The 24561-nt window shown below is 64.4% G+C and carries 24 protein-coding genes and 2 pseudogenes; 12 read left to right on the top strand and 14 right to left on the bottom strand.

The genetic code is table 11. The annotated features are described in order from the left end of the window. Positions 1-184 precede the first annotated feature (184 nt). From AUC68_RS01505 to hslU, 3 genes are all read left to right on the top strand, one after another. Entirely contained in the window at positions 185-607 is a 423-nt protein-coding gene (locus tag AUC68_RS01505) for a DUF2939 domain-containing protein (RefSeq protein WP_069436022.1), read from the top strand. Positions 608-707: 100 nt separating this feature from the next. Continuing rightward, positions 708-1274 (top strand): ATP-dependent protease subunit HslV, encoded by a 567-nt coding sequence (gene hslV / locus AUC68_RS01500; protein WP_069436021.1) that lies wholly within the window; start codon positions 708-710, stop codon positions 1272-1274. A gap of 22 nt (positions 1275-1296) precedes the next feature. Continuing rightward, positions 1297-2604 (top strand): ATP-dependent protease ATPase subunit HslU, encoded by a 1308-nt coding sequence (hslU, locus tag AUC68_RS01495; RefSeq protein ID WP_069436020.1) that lies wholly within the window; start codon positions 1297-1299, stop codon positions 2602-2604. Between the two features lie 27 nt (positions 2605-2631). Here hslU and AUC68_RS01490 read toward each other — a convergent pair whose 3' ends face one another. The 8 genes and pseudogenes from AUC68_RS01490 to AUC68_RS01460 all read right to left on the bottom strand — a co-directional run bounded on the left by AUC68_RS01490 (position 2632) and on the right by AUC68_RS01460 (position 9038). After that, positions 2632-3789, bottom strand: coding sequence for a hypothetical protein (locus AUC68_RS01490; protein ID WP_069436019.1), 1158 nt, complete (start codon positions 3787-3789; stop codon positions 2632-2634). Next, positions 3768-4901 (bottom strand): tetratricopeptide repeat protein, encoded by a 1134-nt coding sequence (locus AUC68_RS01485; protein WP_069436018.1) that lies wholly within the window; start codon positions 4899-4901, stop codon positions 3768-3770. Before AUC68_RS01485 ends, AUC68_RS01490 begins: the two co-directional genes overlap by 22 nt. Before the next feature lie 63 nt (positions 4902-4964). Further along, entirely contained in the window at positions 4965-5960 is a 996-nt protein-coding gene (locus AUC68_RS01480) for a hypothetical protein (RefSeq protein ID WP_069436017.1), read from the bottom strand. A 26-nt stretch (positions 5961-5986) separates the two neighbouring features. Then, complete coding sequence (locus tag AUC68_RS01475; RefSeq protein ID WP_158008196.1) at positions 5987-6448, bottom strand: thioredoxin family protein; 462 nt, start codon at positions 6446-6448, stop codon at positions 5987-5989. A gap of 65 nt (positions 6449-6513) precedes the next feature. Then, positions 6514-7239 carry a Smr/MutS family protein gene (locus tag AUC68_RS01470; protein WP_083240287.1) on the bottom strand — a complete coding sequence of 242 codons (726 nt, stop codon included), beginning with the start codon at positions 7237-7239 and terminating at the stop codon, positions 6514-6516. Between the two features lie 24 nt (positions 7240-7263). Next, complete coding sequence (locus AUC68_RS18040) at positions 7264-7902, bottom strand: MltA domain-containing protein (protein WP_083240286.1); 639 nt, start codon at positions 7900-7902, stop codon at positions 7264-7266. 86 nt (positions 7903-7988) lie between these two features. Next, positions 7989-8216, bottom strand: a pseudogene (locus AUC68_RS18505) (MltA domain-containing protein); the annotation flags it as partial. Between the two features lie 96 nt (positions 8217-8312). Next, positions 8313-9038, bottom strand: a complete 726-nt coding sequence (locus tag AUC68_RS01460; protein ID WP_069436105.1) for a Tim44/TimA family putative adaptor protein — start codon at positions 9036-9038, stop codon at positions 8313-8315. Positions 9039-9325: 287 nt separating this feature from the next. On the opposite strand from AUC68_RS01460, the gene secB reads away from it, so the two are divergent. Next, entirely contained in the window at positions 9326-9841 is a 516-nt protein-coding gene (secB, locus tag AUC68_RS01455) for a protein-export chaperone SecB (protein ID WP_069436016.1), read from the top strand. A gap of 14 nt (positions 9842-9855) precedes the next feature. Here secB and dnaQ read toward each other — a convergent pair whose 3' ends face one another. The 5 genes from dnaQ to AUC68_RS01430 are packed head-to-tail and all read right to left on the bottom strand — an operon-like array spanning position 9856 to position 13513. Beyond that, positions 9856-10545 carry a DNA polymerase III subunit epsilon gene (gene dnaQ, locus AUC68_RS01450; RefSeq protein ID WP_069436015.1) on the bottom strand — a complete coding sequence of 230 codons (690 nt, stop codon included), beginning with the start codon at positions 10543-10545 and terminating at the stop codon, positions 9856-9858. A gap of 22 nt (positions 10546-10567) precedes the next feature. Beyond that, positions 10568-11191: a dephospho-CoA kinase gene (coaE, locus tag AUC68_RS01445; RefSeq protein WP_069436014.1), complete on the bottom strand. Its 624-nt coding sequence runs from the start codon at positions 11189-11191 to the stop codon at positions 10568-10570. Beyond that, positions 11191-12033, bottom strand: a complete 843-nt coding sequence (locus tag AUC68_RS01440; RefSeq protein ID WP_069436013.1) for a shikimate dehydrogenase — start codon at positions 12031-12033, stop codon at positions 11191-11193. Before AUC68_RS01440 ends, coaE begins: the two co-directional genes overlap by 1 nt. Before the next feature lie 23 nt (positions 12034-12056). Then, a complete protein-coding gene (locus AUC68_RS01435; protein WP_069436012.1) occupies positions 12057-12680 on the bottom strand; it encodes a Maf family nucleotide pyrophosphatase in 624 nt (207 codons plus the stop codon). Continuing rightward, the gene (locus AUC68_RS01430) at positions 12677-13513 is read right to left on the bottom strand and encodes a pyruvate, water dikinase regulatory protein (protein ID WP_069436011.1); all 837 of its coding nucleotides are present in this window, start codon (positions 13511-13513) and stop codon (positions 12677-12679) included. The genes AUC68_RS01435 and AUC68_RS01430 overlap by 4 nt, the downstream gene beginning before the upstream one ends. A 429-nt stretch (positions 13514-13942) precedes the next feature. On the opposite strand from AUC68_RS01430, the gene hemE reads away from it, so the two are divergent. From hemE to AUC68_RS17305, 4 genes and pseudogenes are all read left to right on the top strand, one after another. Further along, complete coding sequence (gene hemE, locus AUC68_RS01425) at positions 13943-14986, top strand: uroporphyrinogen decarboxylase (RefSeq protein ID WP_069436010.1); 1044 nt, start codon at positions 13943-13945, stop codon at positions 14984-14986. 15 nt (positions 14987-15001) lie between these two features. After that, entirely contained in the window at positions 15002-15430 is a 429-nt protein-coding gene (gene hemJ / locus AUC68_RS01420) for a protoporphyrinogen oxidase HemJ (protein WP_069436009.1), read from the top strand. Positions 15431-15695: 265 nt separating this feature from the next. Further along, positions 15696-16961: a transcription termination factor Rho gene (gene rho, locus AUC68_RS01415; RefSeq protein ID WP_069436008.1), complete on the top strand. Its 1266-nt coding sequence runs from the start codon at positions 15696-15698 to the stop codon at positions 16959-16961. A 188-nt stretch (positions 16962-17149) separates the two neighbouring features. Next, positions 17150-17439, top strand: a pseudogene (locus AUC68_RS17305) (GIY-YIG nuclease family protein); the annotation flags it as partial. Positions 17440-17583: 144 nt separating this feature from the next. On the opposite strand, the gene AUC68_RS01410 reads toward AUC68_RS17305, so the two are convergent. Beyond that, on the bottom strand, positions 17584-19629 hold the full coding sequence (locus tag AUC68_RS01410; RefSeq protein ID WP_069436007.1) for a thioredoxin domain-containing protein: 2046 nt from the start codon (positions 19627-19629) through the stop codon (positions 17584-17586). Positions 19630-19670: 41 nt separating this feature from the next. On the opposite strand from AUC68_RS01410, the gene mnmE reads away from it, so the two are divergent. From mnmE to AUC68_RS01390, 4 genes are all read left to right on the top strand, one after another. Beyond that, positions 19671-21026 (top strand): tRNA uridine-5-carboxymethylaminomethyl(34) synthesis GTPase MnmE, encoded by a 1356-nt coding sequence (mnmE, locus tag AUC68_RS01405; protein ID WP_069436006.1) that lies wholly within the window; start codon positions 19671-19673, stop codon positions 21024-21026. A gap of 132 nt (positions 21027-21158) precedes the next feature. After that, positions 21159-23036 carry a tRNA uridine-5-carboxymethylaminomethyl(34) synthesis enzyme MnmG gene (gene mnmG, locus AUC68_RS01400; protein ID WP_069436005.1) on the top strand — a complete coding sequence of 626 codons (1878 nt, stop codon included), beginning with the start codon at positions 21159-21161 and terminating at the stop codon, positions 23034-23036. Next, positions 23033-23698: a 16S rRNA (guanine(527)-N(7))-methyltransferase RsmG gene (rsmG, locus tag AUC68_RS01395; protein ID WP_069436004.1), complete on the top strand. Its 666-nt coding sequence runs from the start codon at positions 23033-23035 to the stop codon at positions 23696-23698. Before mnmG ends, rsmG begins: the two co-directional genes overlap by 4 nt. Beyond that, positions 23695-24498 carry a ParA family protein gene (locus AUC68_RS01390; RefSeq protein ID WP_069436003.1) on the top strand — a complete coding sequence of 268 codons (804 nt, stop codon included), beginning with the start codon at positions 23695-23697 and terminating at the stop codon, positions 24496-24498. Before rsmG ends, AUC68_RS01390 begins: the two co-directional genes overlap by 4 nt. Positions 24499-24561: the final 63 nt, after the last annotated feature.

The raw sequence follows: 24561 nt of genomic DNA, 5'->3' as shown, positions 1-24561 counted from the left end.
ATTACGCGTGGCTTATACGCCCCGTCATGCAGCCATGCTATGGGCGACGGTCACAAATTGAGGGATTTACGTTCATGCGCCGCCTCTTTCTGCTGCTTCTGATCCTGCTCGCCATCTATGTCGCCTACCCCTACTGGACGCTCTACCGGCTCGAGCAGCGCTCCTGACCAACAACGCGGAATCCTTGAAGAAAATTGTCGATTTTCCCGCGATTCGGGCGAGTGCGAAGGCCCAGGTCGAGGGCAAACTCTTGCAGAAATCTCAGGAATTGGGCGAAAAACGCCCCGTTCTGGGGGATATCGGCGAAGCGCTGACCAAGATCCTCGGGCCCTCGGTGATCGGCGGCACGGTGGACGACCTCGTGACCCCGGAGGCGCTCCTGAGCAATCCCACCGTGGTCGAGCACCGGGAAAAAGACGAGGGATTTTGGGACTATATGACCTACGCCTTCTTCTCCTCGCCCACCACCTTCCGGGTCGATGCGAAGAACCCCAACGAGGCCGACGCGCCCACCATCACCGCCACGATGACCCTGGAGGGCGTCCGCTGGCGTGTCACGGATGTCGCGGTGCCGCCCCTGACGGCCATGGTGCCCAAGGTGAACTAGCGCGGCCGGGACGTCGCGCCGGCCGGATTTCGGCCGCAACCCGCCGATCCCGCGCCGGCGCTTGACGAACGGGGCCGCAAGGCCGATATCGCAATGCAGTATGAGTGCACCCTCCTCCTCCCCGGAAGTCTGGCATGGCACAACCATTCTCACCGTCCGCAAGGGCGGCAAGGTGGTGGTCGCCGGCGATGGCCAGGTCTCTTTGGGCCAAACCATCATCAAAGGCACCGCGCGGAAGGTGCGGCGCGTGGGCACCGGGCCGGTGATCGCCGGCTTCGCGGGCTCGACCGCCGACGCCTTCACCCTGTTCGACGCCCTCGAGACCAAGCTGGAACGGTTTCCGGACCAGCTGAAGCGCGCCTGCGTGGAACTGGCAAAGGATTGGCGGACCGACCGGTATCTGCGCCGCCTCGAGGCCATGATGATCGTCGCGGACCCGAACGAGAGCCTGGTCCTGACCGGCACGGGCGACGTGCTGGAGCCGGACGATGCGGTCATGGGCATCGGCTCGGGCGGCATGTATGCGCTCGCCGCCGCCAAGGCCCTGCTCGACTCCGATCTCGACGCGGAAGCGATCGCGCGCAAGGCCATGGCCATTGCCGCCCAAATTTGCGTCTACACCAACGATTCCCTGACCGTCGAAACGCTCGACGCGACCGCCCGCTAATTCCGAACAAGTCAGTCCCTGCATGACCGCCTTTTCCCCCCGCGAAATCGTTTCCGAACTCGACCGGCACATCGTCGGCCAGAACGACGCCAAGCGCGCCGTCGCCATCGCCTTGCGCAATCGCTGGCGGCGCCAGCAACTGGACGAGGACATGCGCGAGGAGGTCCTGCCCAAGAACATCCTGATGATCGGCCCCACCGGGGTCGGCAAGACGGAAATCTCCCGGCGCCTGGCCAAGCTCGCCGGCGCGCCCTTCATCAAGATCGAAGCAACCAAGTTCACTGAGGTCGGCTATGTGGGCCGGGACGTGGAGCAGATCGTCCGTGATCTGATCGAAGCAGGTATCGGTCTCGTGCGAGACGCCAAGCGCAAAGAGGTCGCGGCCAAGGCACAGATCAACGCCGAGGAGCGCGTGATCGACGCCCTCGTGGGCGCGGGCGCAAGCAGTTCGACCCGCGACGTCTTCCGGCGGAAGCTGCGCGCCAACGAGCTGAACGACAAGGAGATCGAGATCCAGGTCGCCGATACGGGCGGAGGCATGCCGTCGTTCGAGATTCCAGGCATGCCCGGCAGCCAGGTCGGCATGATCAACCTCTCCGACATGCTCGGTAAGGCCTTCGGCCAGCGCACCAAGTCACGCACCGTCACCGTACAGGACTCTTTCGAGATCCTGATGGCGGAGGAATCCGACAAGCTCATCGACGACGACATGATGGTCCAGGAGGCGATTCGGAACGTTGAGAACAACGGCATCGTCTTCCTTGACGAGATCGACAAGATTTGCGCCCGGTCGGACCGCGCCGGCGCGGATGTCAGCCGCGAAGGCGTGCAGCGCGATCTTCTGCCCCTCATCGAAGGCACGACCGTCGGCACGAAATACGGACCCGTGAAGACAGACCACATCCTCTTCATCGCCTCGGGTGCGTTTCATATCGCCAAACCGTCGGACCTGTTGCCCGAACTGCAAGGGCGCCTTCCCATCCGCGTGGAGCTGCGCGCGCTCACCCGGGAAGACTTCCGCCGTATCCTGACGGAACCGAAGGCGTGTCTCATCAATCAGTATGTGGCGCTGATGAAGACGGAAGGCGTCGCGCTCGACTTCACCGAGGATGCTATCGACGCCATCGCCGACATCGCCGTGGAGGTGAACACCTCCGTCGAGAATATCGGTGCACGCCGCCTGATGACGGTGATGGAGCGCATTCTCGACGATGTCTCGTTCAATGCCGCCGACCTTGACGGCGACACCATCACCATCGACGCCGCTTACGTGCGCGAACACATCGGCGACCTCGCCAAGAACGCGGACCTCTCTAAGTTCATTCTTTAGCCTGAGCAGGGCGCGGAAGCCTCGCTACTAAGGCTCGCAAGGCGGCGTCGTGCCCGGGTCGTAGTAGAGGGCGTCGAAATCGTCGCATTTTCGCAGCGGCTCCGGCGGCTTGACGCCCTTCTCCTCGGCGATTGCCTTCTCGGGCTTGGATCCCTTCTCAGTCGGCTTCGCGAAAGGCTGCGTCGCCGTCAGCAGCTTCTGTGCCCAGGCACGTTGGTCGCCCTCGATACGCGCCAGATGCTCAGCTGCGAGGGTGAAGTCGCGCTTGCCCAATCCGCGTCCCGAACCGAGCAGAACGGCCGCTTCGCCGTTCGCCACGTCTTCGGCCCCCGTGTTTCCCACGAGCAGGGCCTCGGCATAAATCAGCGCCCTATCGAACTTCTCCTTGTGGATGTTGATAAAGAGGCACTCGAGCACGTCGTCGACAGAGTCCGGCCACGCGAAGAGGTAGACTTCCTTCGCCCTGGACTGTACGCCCGCCCAATCGCAAGAAAAGGTGCAGCCGGCCGAGCACGAACGCCCGGCGACGAAGGCCTCGGGGCTCTTACCGGCCTTGCGGGCAAGCTGCTCGATGGCACTGGCGGCGTTTGCCTTCTGTTTTTCGGCCTCCGTGTCGTAGAGCGCGTTGAGGTCGAGCTCGGCTGCGGAAGCCTTTGGCGTTTTCTTTTCGGGCGGCGCCTCGGACTTCTTCTCGGGCTTCTTGTTCGCCCCGGCGATGAACTCCCGCGCGGTCTTCCGCCCCGCCTGCCAGGCCTTGGCCACCTCTTCGGGCTTCGCGTTCGATTCGGTTTTCGTGACGGTATCGGCCCACACATCGCGAGGCAGGCCGCTTGATGGTCCTTGCGCCTTGATCATCTTGCCGAGCTGTCCGTTGACATTGGGGACGCCAATCTGGTTCAGCGTCATGGCCAGATAGCCGGCATTGGAGACGGCGAACACCGCGCCTGCTTGGGCGCCGAATTTCTTCTCCAACGCCGCCTCGACCGCCTTGCTCTGACGGAAGACGAAGGCGACCGTCTGCTTGAGCTGAGCCGATTTCGGGCCCTTGAACGCGGGAATCTTCCCAAGTCCACGCGGCGGCTGCCCCGCTTCCCTCTGTTCGGTGCTGACGAACTTCGACGTCATGTCCCACGCCTTGTCGATCGTGGGGTCTGGTTTCCCGATCAGGTGTTGAAGCGGCGCCAAGGCACGACCTCTCCCATGGTCCAGGCTTCGCGTAGCGCCTCGGGCGATGTGGAGGGTTCGGCGAGACCCGCCCCTCCCCCCGCCGCGGCCAGCTCGCGGGCCCGTTCCGGATCGTCGAGATAGCCGGGTTTGAGCTTGTCGAGCCGCGCGCGCAGTCTTCGCACCTGACGGGTATCCCTTTGCTGCGTGCGCACGAGCAGCAAGCCGTAGAGACTATCGGTGTTCTTGGGCTGTTTAGATAGTACCGCGGCATAGTCCTTGGCGGCCGCGTCGAGCTTCCCGGTCTTGCGGTAGAGGTCGGCCCGCGCCGCCAGATATTCGGGGTACCTGTGGTAGTTCTCGTCGCTCATCGCCTTGGTGTAGTCGGCAATGGCCTCGTCGATCCGTCCGGCCTGCTTGTGAAGAGAAGCGCGGTTCGCGTAGCGCCAGGGCCCCGGGTCGGAATCGAGCTCGATAGCCGCGTCGAGATCCGCAAGCTCTCCCTCTTTGTCGCCAAGCCGGGAGCGGGTATAGGCCCGATCGTAAAGGGCTTGGGCTTTGTCCGCGTTGTTCCGTGCGTAGTCGACCTGCGCGGTGCGTTCGGCGAGCGCCTTGTCGAACTCTTTTCTCACCTCGTAGATCTTTGCGCGGGCAGCGCGGTAAACCGATGTCTTGGGCTTTTTCTCGATGGCCTTGTTCACGACCCCGAGCGACCAGTCCAGAAACACGGTTCCGGAAGGGTCCGACATCGCCTTGCTGTTGAACAAGGCGCGCATGTGGGGTCGATGTTCCCAAAGCCACACGACATCCGACTTATACAACAAGGCGATATCGCGTGCGGCGAGATCGTAATCGCCGGAACCCGCCGCGGCGATGGCCCGGCCCAGATGGCTCTTCTTCAGCTCTTCCTTGGCCAGCGAGTCCGCCTCTAGGGTCTGACCGCAGGTCTTGGCCGTCCACTCGATCGCTTTGGTGTAGCCTGCGATCGCCTGCCGATACTGTTTCTTCTTGACCGCCTCGTCGGTGGTCTCCGTCGTGACCCAGCAGGTATCCTTGGTCATCGTCGCGTACATATCCGCCCTGGCATCCCGCGCGGCAGGGAGAGCGAAGGTGAAGGCGACGAAGATCGCCAAAAAAAAGTCGATGGCACGTAGATTCGATCCCAGGCATCGCCGCCCTCCCGCAATCTGTCCGCCTCACTTCACATAGTTCGCCTCGAAGCTGGCGATGTCGTCGACGGCGACGCATCCCAGCGGCGTGCTCATCCTGGTCTCGACCCCCGGTGCCACTGAGCGAAACGTCCAGTCGCCTCCACTACGTTGGGTCACGCGGACTTTGATGGGCCGCTGGCCGCCGTTCAGGATCTTGCACTGTTCCAGCCGTCCACGTTCGGCGAAGAGAACGTCGCAGGCATTGCCGCTGCACGGGCGCATCGGCGAGTGCTTGGCCTTGCCCTTCGGCTTTTCCGGCGCGGCGGCCTCCTCGGCCCCCGCGGCAGACGTCGAAAGAAGATTGGCGATGCCGGCGACCGCAGTGCCGTCCTCTGCCGCATTGGCGGCATAGGTGTCGATCTTGTTCTTGTCCGCGATGCAGCCCTTGGGTCCCCCGATCTTCACCGAGAACGTGCCGTAGTCGGCCTGCATGAGCGGATCGTATTTCTTGCCGTGCTCGCCTGCGTAACGGTCGTGGCCTGGGGACGGCGTGAGCGCCGCGGCCTCGAGCCCATAGCTTTTGGACTTTCCGCCGATCTTGACCGCCACGACGACGGGCTCCCCCGCCCGGCTTTGCAGCCAGTAGCATCCGTCCTTCTTGGTCAGAGTGACCGTATGGCAGGAATCGCCCGTACAGTTTGGTCCCGTTTTTTCGCGGCCGCCGCCGAGGGGAGGCAGCGACAGGACAACCTGATAGTTCGCGAGAGTCTTGGCCGGGTCCAGACAGCCATCGGCCGCGTAGGCCTTGCGGGTTTGCCCCGGAGGGATCGTGTAGCTCGAAAAGCCGCCACTCTTCAGGAAGACGAGGACTTGCATCTCACGGTCGGCGTTGTTGGTGAGCTTGCAGCCGTCCTCGCTGAGGGTGAGCGCGGCGCAGGCCTCCTGCTTGCCGCGGCACGCCGGATTGGCCCCGGCATCCCCCCAGACTGCGGCCACGAATCCAGCCATCAGAACGGTTCCGAGAATCGTGTATCGGAACATCTCTCGTCTCCTCGACCGGCGACCGCTCACGACCCGTCGTTCTTGGCGAAGAACTCTCGAACCGCCTCGATCTTGGTCTGCCCACCAATCATGAGACCGGTCGGCTTGCCGTCGCGAAACGCGATCACCGCCGGAATCTGCATGTTGGGCGGTCTCTTGATCTCTTCCTCATCGAGCAACTCGAGCATCGCGTTGACCGTACGGGGGTTTTCGTCGACATCGACGCTGACGAGTTTCGCGCGGCCGCTGTATTCGTCGGCAACCGTATCGAGCACCGGAAAGAGCGGTCGGCAGGGACCGCACCAAACCGCGTAGAGATTGACGAATACCGGCTTCTGCCTGGAGGCCTCGATCACCTCCGCCGTGAAGCTGTTCTCGGTCACGCCCGGGGCCTGGCCCATGGCGGGTTGCGCGACGGCAAGTGACAGCCCGAGCAGCACAAGAGCGGCGGGTATTGCAAATCGGTGACTGAGGGTTCGACGGGACACGACGAGGACTCCCTCACCAGAACCTGGCAAAGCCTGTGTTCCCCGCTTTCGCGCACAGCCTAGGATCACAGCCGCGCCCATGCAACCAGAACGATAGGACGGTCAGCGCGCCGTCTTGGAACGCCGCAACCGCACATACAGCGCCCCTCCGCCGCCGAGCCGGCGCGGGCTTCGGAGAAGCTGACAATCAGCGGCGCCAGGTCTCCGTGGGAGAGCCAATGCGGCACCGTCTGGCGTAGCACGCCGCGCGCCTCCTCGTCGTAGAAGCTTCGGCCCTCGGCCCGGAGCGACCCCTTCCCGGTGATGACCAGGACGTGGCGGTAGTCCTTGGCCCGCGCCCAATGCAGGAATTTCCGCAAAGCGCTGTGCGCCTCCCGCTGGCGCATGCCGTGCAGGTCGATGCGTGCGTCGATCGCGAGATGGCCCTTGTCGAGCTTGCGGGCCGTCTGCCGGTCGAGGCCGGATTTCGGCGACGGGACCGTCTTGACCGTGATCTTGGCTTGCGGTGCCCGCTCCCCCGACGGCGCCAGCGCGGCGTCTGCCGGGGGCGCCAGTTTTCCGGCACGCGGTCTCTGTTTGGGCTTGGGCGGCGAGAGCGGCATCTCCAGGTCGATGAACCGGTTCTTCTTGGTCAGCGGCGCGGCCGTCTCGGCGACCCGCGCCCAAAGCGCCGCGTCGTCTTCGAGGCGCGCGCGGTCGCCGTCCGCTTTCCCGGGCTTGCCTTGACCTGATTTCCCTTTGCCCGACTTGCGGTTGTCTGACTTGCGGTTGTCCGACTTGTTCTGGGCCATGCGATCACACTAGCGCAAAGCGCCTTAACGCTTCCGCATCAAGACGTGGAACTGCGCGGCGAAGCGGGTGCGCCCCGCGATCGTGCCGGCGGCCGCGCCCGTGCCGAAGAAGATGTCGCCGCGCTGCGGACCCCGTATGGCCGACCCCACGTCCTGGGCGATCATCAGCCGACGGAAGGGGGCGGCGCCGTTCTCATCCGCGAGATCCGGCACCGTGACGAACACGGGCGACCCAAGAGGGATATAGGCGGGGTCGACGGCGAGGCTCCGGCCGGCGCTGAGGGGCACGCCGTCCGCCCCGCGCGGACCTTGCGCGGCGTCCTCAGTCGAAAGTACGGAAAAGAACACATAGGACTCGTTCTTCTGCATGAGCGCCCTGCCACGCATCGGGTCTTCCCGAAGCCAGGCTTTCACGGCGTCCATGTCGATGTCGTCTGCCGCAAGCACCCCGGAATCGACCAGAACCCGCGCAATGGACGTATACGGATGACCGTTCTTGCCCGCATAGGTCAACCGCGCAGTGCTTCCGTCGTCGAGATGCACAAGCCCCGAGCCCTGCACCTGCATGAAGAACAGTTCGACAGGATCGTCCGTGTGCAGGATTTCGAGGCCTTGCCCATCCAGCGCACCAGCCTCGATCTGGGCACGCGTGAAATAGGGCACGAGACCATCCGGCGCTGACGAAATCCGGTGACCGCCTCGTTATGAGCCGCGCGCTCCGTCTCGCCGATCGTGGTGACGAGATCCCCAGGGCGTCCGTAGACCGGTACCGCATAGTGCGGCGTCTTGGTGCGGGACCCACGTAGCTCCGGCTCGTAATAGCCCGTGACGAAGCCGGGCGTTCCGGCCGGTGCGGCGAACGGTTCGAACCGGGATTCAAAGAAGGCGCGCGCGGGCGCGCGATCCGCCGCCTCGCCGGAACCCCGGGGATCCGCGAAGCGCTGCGCGTCGCCCGCCTGAGGCTTGGAGTTCCGCAAGGCCTGCAGCGCCGCTGCGTGATCGTCGTCCCCCCACCCGTCGAGGGCGGAAAAGGAACGGCGTGTCGAATAGACGGAGCCCGACAAGGACGGCGGCTAGTTCGCCGCCTCGGTGGCCACGAGCTTCCAGTTCGGATTGCGTGAAGACATGTCGCGCGAGAAGGTCCAGATGTCGGTGACTTCGCGCACCTTCTTGGGGTCGCCGTCGACGACGTCGCCGCCCGCATCGCGCGTCACCGAGATCAACTCGCTTACGAATTTGACCGTGACGAAGGCCTGCTTGTCCTTGAGTTCGGCCTCGATGATATCCGCCTTGTCGATGCCGACCAGGGTCGTGTGCTGGGTCTCGCCGCGCTGGTCGCGCTCGCCGATCGCGCGCGCAAAGCCGTCCAGGACGTCGTCGCCGAGAAGCTGGCGCAGTGTCTTCTCGTCGCCTTCGGCAAACGCCGCCACGATCATCTCGTAGGCCATCTTTGCCCCGTCCAGAAACTGCGTCGGGTCGAAGCCCGGATCGGCCTTGATGAGCGCGGTGAGCGACTTGCCAAGCGGGCTGTCCGCCTTGGCGAAACGCTCCAGGCGCTCCTCGATGTCCTCCGCCGTGGGCCCTGCGGCGTCGCCGGCCGGCACATCGGCCGCACGGCCGCGCGGCAGAGCCACAACGGTGCCCTCCGGCGCGCCTGGCTTGGACTCCGGGGCCGAATAGGGGTCGTATGGCTGCCGCTCGTTGCCGGTCCGGCGTCCGAGGACGCTGCGCAGCCGGATGAAGATCACCACCGCGAGAACCAGAAACAGCAATGTATAGATGTCGAAAGCTTCACTCATGATCGCACGGCCATCCAATTCCGGATCGAATCCGGTTCAATGCGGACTGCTCTGAGGTCAATATTGTTTCGTGCCTAGAGGTTTTCTAGCGGTCGCAATCCGCCGCGGCACATTTTTCAGGTCCAAATGGCCACGTTTCACGGTCAACTTACGTCATTCCCGTCAGCGACGCCAACCCCAAAGGGCGCGCAGGGCCCTTTCAGGTCCATGAATGCGGAATGCTGAATTGCGCGCCGCTCGTATCCCATGCTAGCCAGCGGGCGCAGCTTGCGCCGAGGGAGGATCTTATGGCGGACAACGACGACGAGAACAGCCCAAAGGGGACCAACGGCGACGGGCCGGCCGGCGGTGCCGGCAGCCAGGCGCAGCTCAACGTGCTCGCGCAATATGTGAAGGATCTCTCCTTCGAAAGTCCCGGCGCGCCGCAGACGCTTCAGGGACCCGGGCAGAACCCGCAGCTTAAGGTCGGCGTCAACGTCAATGCCGGCCCGCGCGGCGAAGATATCTACGAGGCGGTGGTGCATCTCGAGGCCCACGCCAAGAGCGACGACGGCGTGATCTACAATGTCGAGCTGGATTACGGCGCGCTGTTCCGGATCAAGAACGTCCCGGAAAACATGCTTCAGCCGGTCCTGTTCGTGGATTGCCCACCCCTGCTGTTCCCGTTCGTCCGGCGTGTCATCGCCGATGTCGTGCGCGACGGCGGCTTCCCGCCTCTGATGCTCGATCCGATCGATTTCGGCCGTCTCTACGCGCAAAATCTGGCCAAGGGCGACGAGACCCCCAAAGGGCCCCCGAACTAAGGCGGACGCTCAGATCACTCGTAACGGCGCCAGAGCGCGTCCTTACCCAACGTCGCCACGAACGCGCGGTGCGCGTCACGCTCGTCCGATGTCAGCCGCGCGGCCAGCGGCGTCGCGCGCGGGGTGACTGCGGCGGCCATTCCCCGACGATCGATCCGCTGCGTTCCGTTCCCGGCAAGTTCCAGCCGCGCCTGTTTCCCGCCGACCAGCTCCACATAGACGGAGGCGAGCAGCCGGCAGTCCAGAAGCGCGCCGTGCAGATCGCGCTCGCTGATGTCGATGCCGTAGCGGCGGCAAAGCGCATCGAGGCTCGCCGGCGCCCCCGGATGCCGCCGCCGCGCGAGCGCCAGCGTATCCACAATCCTGTCCCAGGTCAGAAGTGGCTTGAACGCCCATTCGAGTTCGGCGTTCAGGAAGCCGAAATCGAATTTGGCATTGTGAATGACGAGCATGGCGCTTTCGACGAATTCAAGGAACTCGTCCGCCTTGTCGGCGAAACGCGGCTTGGTCGACAGGAAGTCCGTGGACAAGCCATGCACGGCAAACGCCTGCTCGGGCACGTCGCGCTCGGGGTTCAGGTAGCAGTGCCAGGTCCGGCCCGTGGGAATGGCGTTCACCAGTTCCACACAGCCGATTTCGACCACGCGATGGCCTTCCTTAGGGTCGAGGCCCGTCGTTTCCGTATCGAGAATGATCTCACGCAACGTCCAGATGATCTCCGCTTGGCTAAGAGCGCGATCCGCGCAAACGCTCCATGACGCGCCCGTCCTTCAGTTTAAGCGATTCGATCAGCGCATCGAGCTGCCCATGGAGGTTTTCCAAGGTCGACCCGCTTTCCAGCACGTGATCAGCACGCGCCCGCCGCTCCGCATCGCCGAGCTGCCGCGCCCGCAGCGCCTCGAACTTTTGGAGTGTCATGCCCTCGCGCTCCAGGACGCGCCGGTGCTGCACCTCCTCCGGCGCGCTGACCGTGACCGTAACATCGACGCGGGTCTCCGCGCCCGTTTCGAACAGAAGCGGGATCTCGAGCACCGCCATGGCCGCGCCGCGCTCTTCCTGCGCGCAAAGAAAGTCGATCTCGGCCTGCGTCACCAGGGGATGGACGATCGCCTCGAGCGCCTTCAGGCGCTCCGGCCGGCCGGCGACCTCCCGGGCCAGAAGCCCCCGGTCGACGCGGCCGGCGCGGGTCGTGCCCGGGAACGCGGCCTCGATCAGCGGCACGGCCTCGCCCTCGTAGAGCTTGTGCACATAGGCGTCCGCATCGAACACGGGCACCCCGTGCTCTTTGAAATGCGCAGCGGCGGAGCTCTTTCCCATGCCGATGCCGCCCGTGAGACCGATCACCAGCATCAGCCCCCTCCCAAGGTGGCGACCACATGGGCGCGCAAATCCGGCGTCACCTCGGGGCGGAGGCCGAACCAGCGTTCAAAGCCGGGGACGGCTTGGTGCAAAAGCATGCCGAGCCCATCAATCGCGGCGAGGCCGCGTCTGCGGGCCGCCGCCAGCAGCGCCGTCTCGAGCGGCACGTAGACGATGTCTGTCACCACCGCGCTCTGGGGAAGCGCTTCCACCATGATGTCGAGCGGTGGCTGACCCGTCATGCCAAGGCTCGTCGTATTGACCAGGAGCCCGCACGCGGACAGGGCCGACTCCTTGCTCTCCCAGGGCAACACCTCGACGGGTGCCCCGAATTCACGGGCGAGCGTCTCCGCTTTCGCGACCGTCCGGTTTGTCAACAGAATGCGCGAAACGCCGGCTTCGATCAGCCCGTAGAGAACCGCCCGGGCGGCACCGCCCGCGCCCAGCACCATGGCCACGTCGCAGGTCTCGCGCCATCGGGGGGCGCCCGCATAGAGATTGGTCATGAATCCATAGGCGTCCGTATTGCTGGCCTGGAGAGCACCATTTGCATCGAGCCAAAGCGTGTTCGCCGCGCCGATCGCCTCAGCGGCCGCGTCCGCCGATGCGGCCGCGCGCAACGCGGCCTCCTTATGAGGCAGAGTGACGTTCGCGCCCACATAGCCGTGGGCGGAGAGGTCGCTCACGAACGCGGCGAAATCCTCCGGCGGCACCGCCTCCTTCTCATAGGCCCCGTCGATGCCGTACTGCCGGAGCCAGTACCCGTGGATCGCCGGCGAGCGCGAATGCTCCACCGGCCAGCCGATCACGCACGCGCGCGGAGCCTTGCTCATGGTCGCGTCATCCCTCGATCGCGTCATTCCTCGATCGCACCTTGGCGCCGGAGCGCATCGAGAAGCGGAAGCAGCGGCAGGCCGAGGATCGAGAAGAAATCGCCGTCGATCTTCTCGAAAAGCTGGATGCCCAGCGATTCGATTTGATACGCGCCGACGGAGCCGAGCACGGCCTCACCCGCCGCGGCCAGATAGCGCCCGACGAATTCCGGCGAGAACCGACGCATGGTCAGCGTCGCCACGTCGGTGTAGGCCCAGATCGTGGCCCCGCCGGTGGCAATGGCAATCGCAGTATGGAGTTGATGGCTCTTGCCGCTGAGGTCGAGCAGCCGCGCCCGGGCTTCGTCGACAGATCGGCGCTTTCCGTAGGTCACTCTCCCGGCACACATGACCTGATCCGCGCCGATCACAAACGCCCCGCCCGACTGTCCGCTGACCGCTTCGGCCTTGGCGCGCGCGAGGACCTCGGCCACGTCGCTCGGATCGACAGTCCCGTCCAGCCCCAAGGCCGTGCGCATCGCCGCCTCGTCCAGATCGGCGGCCTTCGTGGTGAATGTCAGCCCAGTGCTTTCCAGGAGCTTGCGGCGTGCGGGACTCGCCGAAGCCAGAATCAAAGGCGGACGGCCCTCTTGGAGGAAATCGGTCATGAATCGAGGGCCGGGGCGTCACGATCGTCATAGAGCCGGATGATCGCCGCGGCCGTTTCCTCGATGGAGCGGCGCGTCACATCGATGATGGGCCAGCCCCGGCGCGCGCAGAGCTGCCGCGTCTGGGCAATCTCGGCAGCGATGGCGTCACGATCCACGTAGTCGTCCAAATGACCGTGGGCCTGCTCGATGACCCGGTTGTGGCGCACTTGCGAAATGCGCTCCGGGCTCGCCACAAGGGCCACGACGAACGCCGTCGTGTCCTGCTCGAGCTGTGGCGGGACGGGCACCCCAGGCACGAGGGGAACGTTGGCCGTCTTGAACCCGCGATTGGCGAGATAAATGGCCGTGGGCGTCTTCGACGTGCGGCTGATGCCGAGCAAGATGATGTCGGCGTCGTCCAACCTGTCCGGTAGATGGCCATCGTCGTGCATCATGGTGAAGTTCAACGCCTCGATGCGGCGATAATAGTCCGCGTCGAGCTGGTGCTGACCGCCGACCGTCGGCGTCGACGCCATGCCCAAATAGGACTCGAACACCTGAAGCACGTTCATCAGCGGTGCGACGTATGGAACATTGAGCCGCTTGCAGGCCTGCTCCAGCTCTTCGGCCATCTCACGATTGAAAAGCGTGTAGAGCACGATGCCTGGCGCCGCCTCGACCTCTTTCAGCACCCGGTCCAGCTCGCGGCCGCTGCGCACGAGCGGATGCAAATGCTCGATCGCCCGGGCGGCCGCGTATTGCACGCCGACGGCGCGCGCGATGGTGACGAGCGTCTCGCCCGTCGCGTCCGAGATCATATGCAGATGGAAGGTGCGCTGTTGGATATCCATTGTACGACCATTGGATAACTGGGGCAGGCGACAGGAGCAACACGACGGCCTGCCGGCCCTCTCCCCGCTGTCGGGAAAATCGTCCGCCGCGTTCTTCACAGATTCGTCTGTGTCGAGATCGTGACAGACTTTATGAGCAAGGGAGACAATAGCCTTTTTCATCCCCAGCTCAGAAGGCCCCAAATCCACAACGCCTTCAAGCCTTCTCAAGTTCGCTGTTGGCGTTAAAACCGACGCTGCATCAGGCCCTTATCGAAACTATCAAGGGTGCCTGATCACAGTGGCTTCAGATTATCGCCAAACCGTCAGGTCCGCATCGGGCGAGCCTGTTGAAACAGTGGTGATGGATTTGAATGTCCGCTATCCACGGCATAACAAAAACAACAGAAATCCTTTTAAAGACTCTTCTTATTAGTTTTAGAGAGGCGCATGTCTCATTCCGACGCTCCCCTGCTGACCGTTTTGAACGGCGAGCCCTGTTCGCCTCCGCCCCTATGGCTCATGCGTCAGGCGGGCCGCTATCTGCCCGAGTACCGGGAGGTGCGGAAGACTGTCCCGTCCTTCCTGGATCTTTGCCTGACACCCAAGCTTGCGGCGGAAGTGACGCTCCAACCTCTGCGCCGGTTCGATTTCGACGCTTCGATTGTGTTCTCGGACATTCTCATCGTGCCTTTTGCCTTGGGTCAGCCGGTGGCGTTCCTGGAGGGGGAAGGCCCCAAGCTCGATCCCATTGGCGATGCAGAAGGGCTGGCACGGCTCGACCCCGCGAAGGCCGGTGAGAAGCTCTCTCCGGTCTACGAGACCGTGGAGCGTGTGGTGGCCGAGCTTCCGCATCGGGTTCCGCTGATCGGCTTCTGCGGGGCGCCCTGGACCGTTGCGACCTATATGGTCGAAGGTGCGGGCAGCAAGGATCAGGCGGGCGCACGGGCGCTGGCCTATTCGGACCCCTCCCTGTTCCAGGCGCTCATCGATCTGCTTGTGGAGACGTCCACGGCCTACCTTCTGGGCCAGGTGAAGGCGGGATGCCGCGCCCTTCAGATCTTCGACAGCTGGTCGGGCAGCCTTCCCGAAGATGCCTTCGCCCAGTGGTGCATCGCGCCGACGAAAGAGATCGTCGCGCGGGTGAAGCGGGAAGCGCCCGGAATTCCCGTCATCGGGTTTCCGCGCGGTGCGGGACCGTCGGCGGTGCGCTATGCCGGCGAGACCGGCGTCGATGCCCTGGGATGCGACACGAGCCTGCCCTTGGACTGGATCCGGTCCGAGCTGCAGACGTTGGTGCCGGTGCAGGGCAATCTCGATCCGGTGCTGCTGGCTGCCGGCGGACCGGCCCTGGACGCGCGGGTGCGGCGGATCCTGGAGAAGCTCGCCCCCGGTCCGTTCGTCTTCAACCTGGGACATGGCATTCTACCCGAGACGCCGATCGAGCATGTGGAGCGGCTGGTGCGCCTGATGAAGGGCGCGAACGCTTGTTAAAGGTTTGAAAAACATATGGTTTTTCTCTACATCAAGGCGTTTCACATCATCTCGGTGATTGCCTGGATGGCGGGTGTCCTCTACCTGCCGCGGCTGTTCGTCTATCACACGGACGCCGAGACGGGCTCGACGCAGTCCGAGACGTTCAAAGTCATGGAGCGGCGTCTTCTGAAGGCGATCGTCACGCCGGCCATGATCGCGAGCTGGGTCTTCGGACTCATTCTCGCGTTTCAGGTGGTGGATTGGGCCCATGCGGGCTGGTTCCACGCCAAACTGGTTCTGGTCGTGGTCCTGTCCGGCTTCACCGGGTTTCTGTCGAAATGGACCCGGGAGTTCGCGGAAGACCGGAACGCGCACAGCCAGCGGTTCTACCGGATCGCCAATGAAGTGCCGACGTTGCTGATGATCGCGATCGTCATTCTGGCTGTGGTGAAACCCTTCTAGGCGGTTCGTGGGGACCGAATCGTGTCCCACTCAAAATTTATGCGGGTTTTCCGGCAAATCTATTCCGCGCGGGCGCAGGCTCTGCTATAAGACGACTCAAAACCAGTCCAAGACATAGGTTCCGGTCCGACATTCGATGCGGACTGGCAAGGGCGGTCCCACCGCTCTCCCGCCAAAGATCATCCCTTTCCTTATCTCTCAGATCCCGTGCGTCGATGCGCGCGGAAACCGAAACAACACTTTCCCCATTGGAGTTTAGCAGCGCATGCAGGAAATGAAGCTGCAGGATTTGAAGGCCAAATCGCCGACGGAGCTCTTGAGCTTCGCCGAGGAGGTCGAAGTCGAAAACGCGAACGCCATGCGTAAGCAGGAGTTGATGTTCGCGATCCTGAAACAACTTGCCGCCCGCGAGGTGGATATTACAGGCCAGGGCGTGGTCGAGGTCTTGCAGGATGGTTTCGGCTTCCTGCGATCGCCGGATTCGAACTATCTGGCCGGTCCCGACGACATCTACGTCTCGCCCTCCCAGATCCGGCGCTTTGGTCTTCGGACCGGCGACACGGTCGAGGGCCAGATCAGAAGCCCCAAGGAGGGCGAGCGCTATTTCGCGCTTCTCAAGGTCAACACGATCAATTTCGACGACCCGGAGAAGCAGCGCCACAAGATCCATTTCGACAATCTGACGCCCCTCTATCCGGACGAGCGGCTCGAGATGGAGACCGAGGACCCGACCAAGAAGGACTATACCGGCCGGGTCATCGACATCGTCGCACCGATCGGCAAGGGCCAGCGCGGCCTCATCGTGGCGCAGCCGCGAACCGGCAAGACGATCATCCTCCAGAACATCGCCCACTCGATCACGGCCAATCATCCGGAGTGCTATCTGATCGTGCTCCTGATCGACGAGCGCCCCGAGGAAGTGACCGACATGCAGCGCTCGGTGCGCGGCGAGGTCGTGTCCTCCACCTTCGACGAGCCGGCCTCCCGCCACGTGCAGGTCGCCGAGATGGTCATCGAGAAGGCCAAGCGCCTGGTGGAGCATGGCCGCGACGTGGTGATCCTCCTGGATTCGATCACGCGGCTGGGCCGGGCCTACAACACGGTGGTGCCCTCCTCCGGCAAGGTGCTGACCGGCGGCGTGGACGCGAACGCGCTCCAGCGACCGAAGCGCTTCTTCGGCGCGGCGCGCAATATCGAGGAAGGCGGCTCGCTCACGATCATCGCCACGGCCTTGATCGATACGGGCAGCCGCATGGACGAAGTCATCTTCGAAGAGTTCAAGGGCACCGGTAACTCCGAAGTCGTGCTCGACCGGAAGGTCGCCGACAAGCGCGTGTTCCCGGCCATCGACATCGCCCGCTCCGGCACCCGGAAAGAGGAGCTGCTGGTGGATCGCGATCAGCTCAAGAAGATGTACGTGCTCCGCCGCATCCTGAACCCCATGGGCACCATGGATGCGATCGAGTTCCTGGTCGACAAGCTGAAGCAGACCAAGAACAACGCCGAATTCTTCGACTCGATGAATACGTAGCGGCTTTGGGCTGCGGCCGGCCAATCGTCGTCCTCGCGCGGAAACGACCATCGTCCTGACGCTCGTGTCGTCGTCATGCCGAGGCACGAGCGGAGCGAGCCTCGAAGGATGACACGAGGTCCGCGTTGAGGCCATCCTTCGAGGGCCGCCCACCGGCGGCCACCTCAGGATGAAGGCCGAATGTGCGAATGGGCTGTTACGTGTACATGCTGCGGTGCGCGGATAGGTCGTTCTACGTCGGCAGCGCGTCCGGCGATGACCTTGATCGGCGCATTGCCGAACATCAAACCGGAGCTATCCCGGTTACACGAAAAGCCGGAGGCCAGTGGTTCTCGTTTGGTCGGAGCATTTCGATCGAATCACGGATGCCATATCGGCCGAGAGGCAGATCAAAGGCTGGAGCCGAGCGAAGAAGATCGCTCTAGCAGATGGCAATTGGGCCACGCTTCAGGTGCTTGCAAAGCGGCGTGGCGGCAAGCCGCGGACGCGAGCCGTCATCCTGAGGTGCGAGCGCAGCGAGCCTCGAAGGATGAGAGATGAGGCCTCACGATGCTGCCCTTGGTCGAAGGCCGCTGACCGGTGGGCACCTGAAGACGAAGCCAGGGAGACCGTCGTCGGAGAACTAGGCCACCGTCACCTGCCGCGCGGTCTTGATCGTGTCTACGAGTTTCTCCGGCTCGGTCACGGGTAAGGAGCATTGCGGGCCGATGCAGACGTAAGCGGTCGTCGCGCCGTCGATGACGGTCTTGCCGGACGCGGGCGAAGAGGACGGCAGCGTCTCGTCGGCCCAGACCTCGTCGACGACCACGTTGGGCAGAGAGACGTCGGCCAAGGCCGCGCGCATCGCCGTCGGGTCTTCGCCTTCCGGCACCATCAACACGATCAGCGCCGGCGCGAGCAGGTCGAGCGCGGCGCCTAGCAACCCCGCATGGCCGACCGGGTTCGCGGTGATGGCGGGGCCGAACGCCTCGATGATCTTTTCCGCACGGTCCGTATACGCACTATTCCCCGTCCAGGCGGATAGCGCCACGAGGTTCGAAACCATCATGGCGTTGGCGTTCGGCGTGGCATCGTCGTTGCCGCTCAAGGGGCGCACGAGGATGTCGTTTGTGTCGTCCGCGGAGAGGTGATAGCCGCCAAGGTCTTCCGCCCAATAGTGGGTGTCGAGCACATGGGTCCAGGCGCAGGCCTGTTCCACATATTCGGGGTTGTTGGTGGCGTTGGCGAGTGCGAGTGCGGCGCGGATCATGTTGGCATAGTCGCTTGCCGTTGCCGGGGCGTTGCCAGGCCCGTCGCGATAGGAGTGAATCAGCCGTGTGGCCAGACTCATCCGCATAAGGATGAAATCGAAAGCGGCTTCCGCGGCGGCGAGCCATTCGGGCTTGTCGAAGGCGGTCGCCGCGTTGGCGAGCGCCGCGATCATCAACCCGTTCCAATCGGCGAGGATTTTATCGTCGAAACCAGGACGTATACGGAGGGAGCGGCATTCGAGCATTTTCGCAAGCATCGCCGAGAGCCGCGCCTCGGTTGCATCGTCGCGAAGGGCGACCGCATACAGACGATTGGGAATGTTCTTGCCTTCGAAATTGCCGGGCGGCGTGATGTCGTAGATGTCGGCAAAGAAGTTGATGTCATCCTTTCCAAGGAGGGCTTTTACCTCGTCGAAATCCCAGACATAGAACTTGCCCTCTTCGCCTTCTGAGTCCGCATCGAGGGAGGCCGCGAAGGCGCCGCCTTGGGCGACCATCTCCCGCAACAGCCATCCGACGGTCTCCTCGATCCGGCGTGCGTAGAGGGGCGATTTGGTCTCGCGCCAGACTTCGGTCATGAGATCGACGAGGAGTGCGTTGTCGTAGAGCATCTTCTCGAAATGCGGGACGAGCCATTGTTCGTCGACGCTGTAACGGGCGAAGCCGCCGCCGACATGGTCGTAGATGCCGCCCTGGCAGATATGGGTGAGGGTCAGGTCCACGGCCTCGCGCAGGCTCTCGGTGCCGTAGCGGAGGCCCGCGCGCCAGAGCAGCGCGAAGAACTGGGTTTGCGGAAATTTGGGTGCCCCGCGCATGCCGCCCGTTGAGGGATCCACGGCCTGAAGGAAGCGCCGGGTCCAGTCTTGGAGCGTGGCCTCGGTGAGCGGGACCGTCTCGCCTTTGGGATGGGCGGGTTTCAGGCGCGCGCTGAGGGCGTCCGCGTTGCTGCGGACCTTTTGCGGCGCTTCGTGGAAGGTGTGGGACACGGTGCGCAGGACGTCGACGAAGGCCGGGCGCCCGTAGCGCGGCTCTTTCGGGAAATAGGTCCCGCCCCAGAAAGGTTCCGCGTCGGGGGTGAGGAACATGGTCAGCGGCCAGCCGCCCTGCTCGCCGATCAGGTGGAGCGCGTTCATATAGATGGAATCCACGTCCGGCCGCTCTTCGCGGTCGACCTTGATGTTGACGAACAGGTCGTTCATCACCGCGGCGGTGGCGGGATCCTCGAAGCTCTCATGGGCCATCACATGGCACCAATGGCAGGCGGCATAGCCCACGGACAGAAGGACGGGCTTGCCGGTTCGCTTGGCCTCGGCGAAGGCCTCCGGACCCCACGGGCGCCAATGCACGGGATTGTCCTTGTGTTGGCGGAGATAGGGGCTGGTTTCCTGGCCGAGTTGGTTGCCGCTGTGTTCGCTCATCCTGCCTTCCGATTTTTCCGCCGCTCCAGGTACGATAGACTATGAACCATAGCCCCTTGCATCACGAGTCGCGCACGGAGCCGGCGTCGCGCGCCGGCGACACGATCATTGCGCTGGCGTCCGGCGCCGGCGTTGCTGCCGTCGCGGTCGTGCGGATTTCAGGTCCGTCGACGCGTGCGGTACTGGAGAACCTCATTGGAACACTGCCTGTTCCACGTGAAGGAGCCGTGCGCAAGATCGGCGACATCGACCGTGGGCTGGTGCTGTGGTTTCCGGGTCCGGCGAGCTTCACCGGCGAGGATATGGCCGAGCTGCAGGTCCATGGCGGCAGGGCGGTCGTGCAGGCGGTGGTCGAGGCGGTGCTGGCGGTCCGGGGGACGCGGCTCGCCGAGCCCGGCGAATTCGCGCGCCGGGCCTCGAGAACGGGAAGCTTGATCCTCACGGAGGTCGAAGGGCTTGCGGATCTAGTCAGTGCTGAGACGGAGGCCCAGCGGGTCCAAGCCCTGGCCCAGGCCGAAGGCGGTCTTCGTCGGTTGTACGAAGGCTGGCGCGGCGAACTCCTGAAGGCCCAGAGCCTGATGGAAGCCGGGCTCGACTTTTCCGATGAGGCCGATGTCGCCGCCGATGCGGCGCGTCAGGCCGCCGATGTCGTCGCGCCGTTGCTGGGCAGCGTCGAAACGCACCTCGCCGACCGTAGCGGCGAACGGCTGCGCGACGGTTTCCGGGTTGCGATTGCCGGTCCGCCCAATGCGGGCAAGTCGTCCATCCTGAACGCGCTCGCCAAGCGCGACGTGGCCATCGTGTCCGAGGAAGCCGGCACGACCCGGGACGTGATCGAAGTGCACCTCGATGTTGGCGGCGTGCCCGTCATCGTCGCGGACACCGCCGGTTTGCGTGAGGGCGGCGGGCGGGTCGAGGCGGAGGGCATGCGGCGCGCCGTCTTGCGGGCGCAATCGGCGGACCTTGTGCTTTGGATTTCCGATGCCGCCGATCCCATGCCGGCGCCGTTGGGGCGGTTTGGGGACGTGCCGATCGTTTCGGTGACCAACAAGGCGGATCTGCTGCCGCAGCGTGGCGCGGTGCCGGAACCGCCGTCCGGCATCGTTGTTTCGGCCAAGACGGGAGAGGGGTTCGAGCGGCTCGTCGCCGAGCTTGGCCGGCGTGCCGGGGCGGGTATCGAGGAGCGGGCAGCGTCCCCCATCACGCGGACACGGCACAGGGTCGAACTTGTGTCAGTTCGGGACGCTCTGAAACGGTTTGTTAACCCTGATCTCGACGCAGAGCTTCGGGCCGAGGAATTGCGCAGCGCCGCGCACCATCTGGGTCGCCTCACGGGCCGGATCGATGTGGAGGATATTCTCGGGGCGATTTTCTCCGAGTTCTGCATCGGCAAATAGCGGGTTCGGGGCCGCATGGGCCTAAATTGATTCACGTGAAACGTCGCCGGAGATCGCGGGCCGATTGATTCACGTGAAACATGGGTTTGGTGCGGCTTTGACGGCAGGCGGCGGAGCGACTAATTAGCGCCCATGAGCGAAACGCGAACCGAGAAGCCCTACGACGTCGTCGTCATTGGCGGCGGCCATGCCGGCTGCGAAGCGGCGGCCGCAGCCGCGCGCCTCGGCGCACGCACGGCGCTGGTGACGCACAATGCGGCCTCCATCGGCGAAATGTCCTGCAACCCGGCCATTGGCGGTCTCGGCAAGGGCCATCTCGTGCGCGAGATCGATGCGCTGGACGGTTTGATGGGGCGCGTGGCCGATGCGGCCGGGATCCAGTTCCGGGTCCTCAACAAGAGCAAAGGGCCAGCCGTTCAGGGTCCCAGGGCGCAAGCGGACCGGAAGCTCTACCGCCGGGCCATGCAAGCGGCGATCACGGGCACGGACAATCTGGATGTGGTCGAGGCCGCGGCCGAGGATCTGATCGTTGAGGCAAACCGGGTTGCGGGTATCGTGACCGGCGACGGGCGCCGTCTCTTGGCCGGAGCGGTGGTCCTCACCACGGGCACGTTCCTGCGCGGCCTGATCCATATTGGCGAGACGCGCATCCCCGCCGGGCGCATGGGCGAGGCCCCTGCCCTTGGACTGTCGGAGCGCCTCTACGGGCTCGGCCTTCGCATGGGCCGGTTGAAGACCGGGACGCCGCCGCGCCTCGACGGCAAGACCATCGATTGGGCCCGGCTGCAGGAACAGCCGGGGGATACGCCGCCGGTCCCGTTCTCCTTTCTGACCGACACGATCGCGACGCCGCAGGTGCCCTGCCACATCACCTATACGTCTGAAGAGACTCATAGAATCATCGAGGCGAACCTGTCGCGCGCGCCGATGTACTCCGGTGCAATCGAGAGTGTCGGCCCGCGCTACTGTCCCTCGATCGAGGACAAGGTCGTGCGCTTCAAGGACCGGGCGAGCCACCAGATCTTTCTGGAGCCGGAGGGCCTCGACGACGACACGGTCTATCCCAACGGGATTTCGACGTCGCTGCCCGAGGACGTGCAGCACGCGTTCCTCAAGACCATCGCCGGCCTGGAGAATGTTCACGTGAAACGTCCGGGCTACGCGATCGAATACGACTACGTGGACCCGCGCGAACTTCATCCGAGCCTCGAGACGAAGGCCGTGGCGGGGTTGTTCCTCGCCGGTCAGATCAACGGCACGACCGGCTACGAGGAAGCGGGCGCCAAGGGCTCATCGCGGGGCACGCGGCGAAGTGCGCCTCGGGCACCGGGGAGCGCTTCGCGGACGCGGGCCGACGGCTATCTCGGGGTGATGATCGACGATCTGGTGACGCGCGGCGTCACCGAGCCCTATCGCATGTTCACGTCCCGTGCGGAGTACCGGCTCATGTTGCGGGCGGACAATGCGGACCAGAGGCTGACGCCGCTGGGGATCGCGGCTGGCTGCGTGGGCACAGAACGGCGCCGGCGCTTCGAGGCGAAAGCCGCGCGGCTGGCGGCGGGCGCCGCGCTCCTCCGCGACCTGACGCTGACGCCCAACGAGGCCGCGAAAGCGGGGCTCGCGATCAACCGGGACGGCCGCAAGCGCAGCGCCTTCGATCTGCTGAGCTACCCGGACGTGGATATGGCGCGCCTGTCGCAAATTTGGCCCGAGATCGGCGCATTGGACCGGGACATCGCATCCCAGCTCGCCATCGATGCGCGCTATGCAGTCTACATCGCGCGGCAGGAGCTGGATGTGGCGGCCTTCCGCAAGGACGAGGCAATCCCGATCCCGCCGGACTTCGCCTACGACGCGCTGCCGGGCCTCTCGAACGAGCTTCGGCAGAAGCTGACCCGCCACCGGCCCGGGAGCCTTGGGCAGGCGGCGCGGCTCGACGGCATGACGCCGGCCGCCCTGATGCTGCTGCTCGCGCACGTCAAGAAGGGCGCGCGCGCGAAAAGCGCATGAGTGCGGACGGTAAGCGGGCGCGCCTCGTCCACGATCCGGAGTCGTTCGCCGAAGCCTTTAAAGTTTCACATGAAACAATCCACAGGCTGGAGGCCTTCAGGAGCCTTCTGGAGCACTGGCAGAAAACAACCAATCTCGTGGCGCCTTCGACGCTTCCGCACGTCTGGAGCCGCCATTTCGCCGACTCGGCCCAACTGTCAGCTCTTGCGCCAAAGGCGCGACTCTGGCTCGATCTAGGCTCGGGCGGCGGCTTCCCAGGGCTGGTCGTCGCCATTCTCAGAAGCGGCGATCCGGACTTCCGCATGCATCTCGTCGAATCGAACCAGAAGAAATGCGCGTTTCTCGGCCACGTGGCCCGGACCATCGAGGCCCCTGTGGACATCCACGCAATGCGTATTGAACAGTTTGCCGAAAACGCCCAAAGCCTTAGACCGGACGTGGTCAGCGCCCGCGCCCTTGCGCCGCTGCCCCGTCTCTTGGAACTCGCAGAGCCGTTTCTGCGGGGCGAAACCCGGGGGCTCTTCCTGAAAGGCCGCGAGACAGATTCCGAGATCGAGGCCGCCAAAGCCGGGTGGACCTTCGACGTGACCTGCCATCCCAGCCTCACGGCGGACAACGCGCAGATCGTCGAAATCACGAACTTGCGCCGGAGGCCCGCATGAGCCGGACCACCATGCGCGTCTTGGCGCTGGCCAATCAGAAAGGCGGCGTCGGCAAGACCACCACGGCCATCAATCTCGGGACGGCTCTCGCCGCGGTCGGCGAACGCGTGCTGATCGTGGATCTCGATCCGCAAGGCAATGCGTCGACCGGCCTCGGCATCGAACAGCGCGTGGTTTCCACCTTCGATGTCCTCACCGGCGCGGCCTCGATCGTCGACGCGAAGGTCGCGACCCATGTGCCGCGGCTGTCGATCGTCCCGGCGACCATCGACCTGATGTCGTTCGAGCGCGAGGTCGGCGACGCCAGCGGGAAGCACTACCGTTTGCGGGATTGCTTCGCCGAACTGGCGGCTCGGGAGAGCGACGACGAACGCACGACCTACGTGCTGATCGACTGCCCGCCCTCGCTCAACCTGCTGACCTTGAACGCCCTGGCGGCGGCCGACGCGGTCCTGGTGCCGTTGCAGTGCGAGTTTTTCGCATTGGAGGGTCTGGCGCAGCTCTTGAGCACGGTCGAGGAGATTCGCGGGCGCCTCAATCCCAAGCTGCGCATTCATGGCGTGGTGCTGACCATGTACGACCAGCGGACCAGCCTGTCGGACCAGGTCGTGGAAGACGTGCGGGCGGTCCTCGGCGAGAAGGTCTACACGACTGTGATCCCGCGCAATGTCCGCGTGGCCGAATCGCCCTCCCACGGCAAACCGGTCCTTCTCTACGACTACAAATGCACGGGAAGCCAAGCCTATATCCAGCTCGCCTCGGAGGTCATCGAGCGCGAGCGGCGGATCAAGGCGGCATGATGCGGCGGCGGTCTTATGCCGCCCGGAATTGGAGACCAGAACCATGGCAGTGAGCGCACAGAA

Source organism: Methyloceanibacter methanicus, from assembly GCF_001723285.1.
In the GTDB taxonomy this organism is placed as follows: Bacteria; Pseudomonadota; Alphaproteobacteria; order Rhizobiales; family Methyloligellaceae; genus Methyloceanibacter; species Methyloceanibacter methanicus.
This window is presented reverse-complemented; position numbering and strand designations above follow the sequence as displayed.

Coding starts and splice junctions, on each gene's coding strand:
- hslV (WP_069436021.1), top strand. CDS start 708: ATGAGTGCACCCTCCTCCTCCCCGGAAGTCTGGCATGGCACAACCATT.
- hslU (WP_069436020.1), top strand. CDS start 1,297: ATGACCGCCTTTTCCCCCCGCGAAATCGTTTCCGAACTCGACCGGCAC.
- AUC68_RS01480 (WP_069436017.1), bottom strand. CDS start 5,960: ATGTTCCGATACACGATTCTCGGAACCGTTCTGATGGCTGGATTCGTG.
- AUC68_RS01470 (WP_083240287.1), bottom strand. CDS start 7,239: ATGGCCCAGAACAAGTCGGACAACCGCAAGTCAGACAACCGCAAGTCG.
- AUC68_RS01460 (WP_069436105.1), bottom strand. CDS start 9,038: ATGAGTGAAGCTTTCGACATCTATACATTGCTGTTTCTGGTTCTCGCG.
- secB (WP_069436016.1), top strand. CDS start 9,326: ATGGCGGACAACGACGACGAGAACAGCCCAAAGGGGACCAACGGCGAC.
- coaE (WP_069436014.1), bottom strand. CDS start 11,191: ATGCTGGTGATCGGTCTCACGGGCGGCATCGGCATGGGAAAGAGCTCC.
- AUC68_RS01440 (WP_069436013.1), bottom strand. CDS start 12,033: ATGAGCAAGGCTCCGCGCGCGTGCGTGATCGGCTGGCCGGTGGAGCAT.
- AUC68_RS01435 (WP_069436012.1), bottom strand. CDS start 12,680: ATGACCGATTTCCTCCAAGAGGGCCGTCCGCCTTTGATTCTGGCTTCG.
- AUC68_RS01430 (WP_069436011.1), bottom strand. CDS start 13,513: ATGGATATCCAACAGCGCACCTTCCATCTGCATATGATCTCGGACGCG.
- hemE (WP_069436010.1), top strand. CDS start 13,943: ATGTCTCATTCCGACGCTCCCCTGCTGACCGTTTTGAACGGCGAGCCC.
- hemJ (WP_069436009.1), top strand. CDS start 15,002: ATGGTTTTTCTCTACATCAAGGCGTTTCACATCATCTCGGTGATTGCC.
- rho (WP_069436008.1), top strand. CDS start 15,696: ATGCAGGAAATGAAGCTGCAGGATTTGAAGGCCAAATCGCCGACGGAG.
- AUC68_RS01410 (WP_069436007.1), bottom strand. CDS start 19,629: ATGAGCGAACACAGCGGCAACCAACTCGGCCAGGAAACCAGCCCCTAT.
- mnmE (WP_069436006.1), top strand. CDS start 19,671: ATGAACCATAGCCCCTTGCATCACGAGTCGCGCACGGAGCCGGCGTCG.
- mnmG (WP_069436005.1), top strand. CDS start 21,159: ATGAGCGAAACGCGAACCGAGAAGCCCTACGACGTCGTCGTCATTGGC.
- rsmG (WP_069436004.1), top strand. CDS start 23,033: ATGAGTGCGGACGGTAAGCGGGCGCGCCTCGTCCACGATCCGGAGTCG.
- AUC68_RS01390 (WP_069436003.1), top strand. CDS start 23,695: ATGAGCCGGACCACCATGCGCGTCTTGGCGCTGGCCAATCAGAAAGGC.